We start from the raw sequence: 4421 nt of genomic DNA on the forward strand, positions 1-4421 counted from the left end.
TTATCTTCTATAAATTTTTGCTTCCATTTATCTATCTCTAAGAATAAATCCTTTGTTGGAAGGTCTAACTTATTTATTTTCTTAAAAATGGTTTTATTAATTACCAACGCAAAGTTTCGAGGCATTAACATGGGGAATGCCCTTTTAAAATGAGTAAAGGTAGTTTTTAATTGTAACCAATAAGCGACCTCTGCAGGCCCCCCCACATAGGCAAGGTTGGGAAGAATAGTTTCTTGATATAATGGACGCATTACCACATTTGGGCTAAAACACTCGGGTTCCTTCTCTAATAATTCAAGAATCTCATCTTTACTGAAGCTAAGGGAGGTGTTTAAAACAGTAAAACCATTTTCCTCTTTTACGATTCTCTCACGAATATTATTTTTTAGATAAAAGAAATTGATTTCCCGAGGAAAAACCTGGGATTTGTATCCTTTATCGGACAATCCAATAGAGCTTGCTTCCACAAGAGTTTGAGGAGTATTGCTACATATATCCTCCCGGATAACATCTTTAAATTCCGATTTCAAATCACGATGATCCGCATCTAGGATGATTAAACCTTCATTGCCAAATAATTCATTAACGTAGAACCTTACCGCATCGGCAAGGGTGTCATTTTCAAGATATGCTTTTCGAAACAGTTCAGGAATTTCCGGCAATTCCTCCAAAAGGGATTGGATAGAATTTGGAGAAAATCTTCCAACAGCTCCTCTCTGATCTGTGGACCAACTGAATTTTTTCCCAAATAGATTAAAAGTACTGATTTCTTCAAAGTCATGGTCCTCTGAAGCCATCCAATATACGGGTACAAAATGGTATGTCGGATATTTTTCCTTTAAAACCTTACAGGTATTAATTATGGTAACAATTTTATAGATGTAGTAGAGGGGGCCGGTGAAAATATTTAATTGATGACCGGTGGTGATGGTGTAGGTGTTTTCCTTTTGAAGAAGCTCAAGATTTTTGGTAAGTTGCTCGTAATGGGGAACATCAGCATACTGCTCTTTTAATACCTTACACAAAGTATCACGCTTAGCTTTGGAGAAATTCTTATTTTTTATCTGTGCCTCGAATTGGTCAAGCTCAGGAAAGCGTTCGTAAAAAGCATCTAGTTTTGATTCTTGCTGTAGGTAATCCAAAAAAATAGGAGAAAACTTACCTGTTTCTCCTAAGCTTAATAATTCTTTCTTCATGTTTTGGTTATTGCTGAAATGCCGTAGGGAAAAGTGAAATTTTTTAGGACTCTTTCCTACAGGGCACCTCTTTTCAATACTTTATGCTTGAGAAATTTTTAAAGCACAGGTTCGCCATAAAGATCAAACTCCGTAGCCTCATTTATTTTTATATTTGCAAAATCACCAACTCTCAAATAATGTTGGCTGGCATCTACAATTACTTCATTATCTACTTCCGGGGAGTCAAACTCTGTTCTTCCAATAAAATTGCCCCCCTCTTTTCTGTCAATTAGTACTTTAAAGACCTTTCCTACTTTTTCCTGATTCAATTCGTAAGAAATCTTTTCCTGTAAGTCCATTACGATATTTGCCCTTTCTTGTTTCACTTCATCAGGAACATTATCTTCCATAGAAAAAGAATGGGTGTTTTCTTCATGGGAATAGGTGAAAATACCCAGGCGTTCAAACCGACTTCTTTCCACAAAATCAACCATTTCCTGGAAATCAGCCTCAGTTTCTCCAGGATGACCTGCAATAAGAGTAGTCCGAAGTCCTATCTCTGGCACTTTTTCTCGAATGTTTTGGATTAATGCTTCTGTCTTAGGCCGATCAATTCCCCTCCGCATCAACTTGAGAATATTACTGGAACCATGCTGTAAAGGCATATCTAAATAATTACAGATATTGTCTCTTTCGGCCATTACATCCAATACATCCATAGGAAAACCAGAAGGATAGGCATAATGAAGACGAATCCAGTCAATTCCTTCTACATCAGATAAATGTCGTAGTAAATCGGCCAATTTACGTTTCTTATAAATATCTATTCCATAATAGGTTAGATCCTGGGCGATCAGTAGCAATTCCTTTGTTCCATTTTTGGCTAAAGATTTGGCTTCTTTCACTAAATCTTCAATACTTTTGGAAACATGTTTCCCTCTCATTAAAGGAATTGCACAGAAAGAACAAGGACGGTCGCATCCTTCAGCAATTTTCAGATAAGCAAAATGTTGAGCAGTGGTGGTAATGCGTTCTCCAACAAGTTCGTGCTTATAATCGGCTTTAAACTTTTTTAGTAAGAGGGGAAGTTCCATTGTACCGAAAAAAGCATCAACCTCGGGAATTTCTTTTTCAAGGTCATCTCGATAACGTTGAGAAAGGCAACCAGTCACATACAATTTGTCAATTTGACCTTCACCTTTTGCCTCAGCATATTGCAAAATGGTATCAATAGATTCTTGTTTGGCATTATCGATAAAGCCACAAGTATTGACAATGATTATATTGGACTTATCATCCTGCGCCTCATGGGTTACATCAATTGCGTTTCCCTTTAGTTGGGTAATCATCACCTCGGAATCTACCAAATTTTTGGAACATCCTAGTGTAATTACATTTACCTTATCCTTTTTTAGTCCTTTCGTTTTCAAATTCTTCCGGCCTTTAAATTTATTTTAGCTGCAAAAGTAAGAAAAATAGATGAGAGTTTATTCACCTCCGCATTCTAGTCAATTTAGGAACGACTTTTGATGCCATTGCGTGTAATCGTCTTGTAATTATCCAATTAATTTTTAATTTTTGCCCAATTGTATTTTTATTGGCCTTATGAAAAGGCCTTCTGCATCAATAATTTATGCGAAAACATAACAATTTTTTACGTGGCCTTTTGGCATTGGTGTTATTTTTTACCTTGGTCTCCTGCGAGGATGTGGTAGTGTGTGATTCAAAGCCCTTTACCGTCAGGGTACAATTTTTCGATGAGGAGGAAGAGCTTAAGGATTATGAATTTGATACCGTTCGAGTTTCTGGGAGCAATATTAATTTATTGTTAGAAGATGCCGAGGCTTCTGCCGAATATTTTATCCCTTTAAATCCAAATGAGGAAAAAAGCTCAATTCATTTCATTACGAATGAAGAAAATGATAATGGAGAAACAGTGGTTAAGCTGGATGATTTTCTGGAAATCAGTTACATCGTACGGGACAGTATTGCTTCCCCCGAGTGTGGGGCTGTACATTTATTTAAGACTTTAAAGCTGGAAGATTATACCTTTACACGAGCAGATACCGTAATTTTTTCACAAGACGAAGATGACCCTGATCATAATGAAACCTTCATTAAAATATATAATTACAGGAATTAGCCTTTTACTTTTGCTGATAGGCCCAAATATAGTTGTATGGGCTCAGGAAACTCAAAAAGCTCAAGAACCAGGGGCTGGTGAGGAAGAAAAAGAAGAGGTGAAAATTCCAAAAAGAATAGAAAGCATTTTTATTGGTGCGGATTTATTTGGAAGTACTCTAAGTGCTTTCAATAAGGAAAATCAAACCTTCGAATTTCAATCTGGTTTGAAATATGGCCCCTATATTTTTGTTTTGGAATCTGGTTATGGGAAGTTTGAAGATGCTTTGAAAGCTGATGAAGTGCCCTTAAATGAGCTTGTTAACGATTTTAGCTATTCTTCCAGTGGGATGTTTTATCGATTGGGAATTGATTATGATGTAATGAAAAATGATCCCGATTATTCTATATTTTTTGGATTCCGCTATGCTAGAACAAATTTCAATGAATCACTTTCGGTACAACAGGATGACCCTTACTTTGGAGAATATATATACGATCAGGATTTTACTAATTTAAACGGAAGGTGGGTTGAATTTACTGGAGGAATGAAAATTCGTTTAGCCAAAGTCATTACTATGGGATATACAGTTCGTTATAAGTTCTTACCAAAAGCCGACAACCCTGAGTTTGATACTTACAATTTGCCTGGATTTGGTCGCTTAAATGGAAAAGCGAAAGCAAGCTTTAATTATTATTTGTATTACACCATCCCCTTTAAAAAGAAAAAGAGATAATTTTTCTTAATAAACATTGAGCAGTTAAATAAAATGAAATCTTATTAATTAAATGAGAAAGCAGTTAAAATCCCCAATTTAATTCCTTTCGATTAACTTTTAAGAACTCCATTAAGGCATTTATTTCTCCTGTGTTAAGGTAAATACATTCCTCTCTTCTTTTCCTTCAACTTCATGCTCTATATTCACAGGTATTTGATAGGTATCAAATTGTAATAGTCTTATTTTATCATTTTCTATTCTAAATTCTATCGAACCTTTCAACACGGTTAATAATGTGGGAATAGCAGCTTTATGTTTTTTGAGGATTTGGTCTTTTAATAGACCAATAGCGATCAAGTTGATTTTTTCGGATTTTCGAATTGGTAGAATTGCAGGCCTTTCT

Annotated in this window: 5 protein-coding genes; 2 read left to right on the forward strand and 3 right to left on the reverse strand. The window is 35.6% G+C overall.

Annotated features, from left to right (window positions below; all coding sequences use genetic code 11):
- Together bshC and rimO are read right to left on the reverse strand one after the other, a co-directional pair.
- Positions 1–1196, reverse strand: a 1196-nt coding sequence (gene bshC / locus E1171_RS06355; RefSeq protein WP_155205175.1) for a bacillithiol biosynthesis cysteine-adding enzyme BshC, incomplete at its 3' end; no start/stop codon positions are given.
- 98 nt (positions 1197–1294) lie between these two features.
- Complete coding sequence (gene rimO / locus E1171_RS06360) at positions 1295–2608, reverse strand: 30S ribosomal protein S12 methylthiotransferase RimO (protein ID WP_155205176.1); 1314 nt, start codon at positions 2606–2608, stop codon at positions 1295–1297.
- A gap of 203 nt (positions 2609–2811) precedes the next feature.
- Here rimO and E1171_RS06365 point away from each other — a divergent pair, with 203 nt between their 5' ends.
- Both E1171_RS06365 and E1171_RS06370 read left to right on the forward strand, forming a co-directional pair.
- Positions 2812–3321: a hypothetical protein gene (locus E1171_RS06365; protein ID WP_155205177.1), complete on the forward strand. Its 510-nt coding sequence runs from the start codon at positions 2812–2814 to the stop codon at positions 3319–3321.
- Positions 3284–4036 carry a DUF6048 family protein gene (locus E1171_RS06370; RefSeq protein WP_155205178.1) on the forward strand — a complete coding sequence of 251 codons (753 nt, stop codon included), beginning with the start codon at positions 3284–3286 and terminating at the stop codon, positions 4034–4036. Before E1171_RS06365 ends, E1171_RS06370 begins: the two co-directional genes overlap by 38 nt.
- 120 nt (positions 4037–4156) lie before the next feature.
- Here E1171_RS06370 and E1171_RS23685 read toward each other — a convergent pair.
- Positions 4157–4421: cupin domain-containing protein (locus E1171_RS23685; protein WP_222931416.1), on the reverse strand; the 265-nt coding region annotated here is incomplete at its 5' end.

The sequence above is a fragment of the Xanthovirga aplysinae genome (genome assembly GCF_009711365.1).
Taxonomy (GTDB): domain Bacteria; phylum Bacteroidota; class Bacteroidia; order Cytophagales; family Cyclobacteriaceae; genus Xanthovirga; species Xanthovirga aplysinae.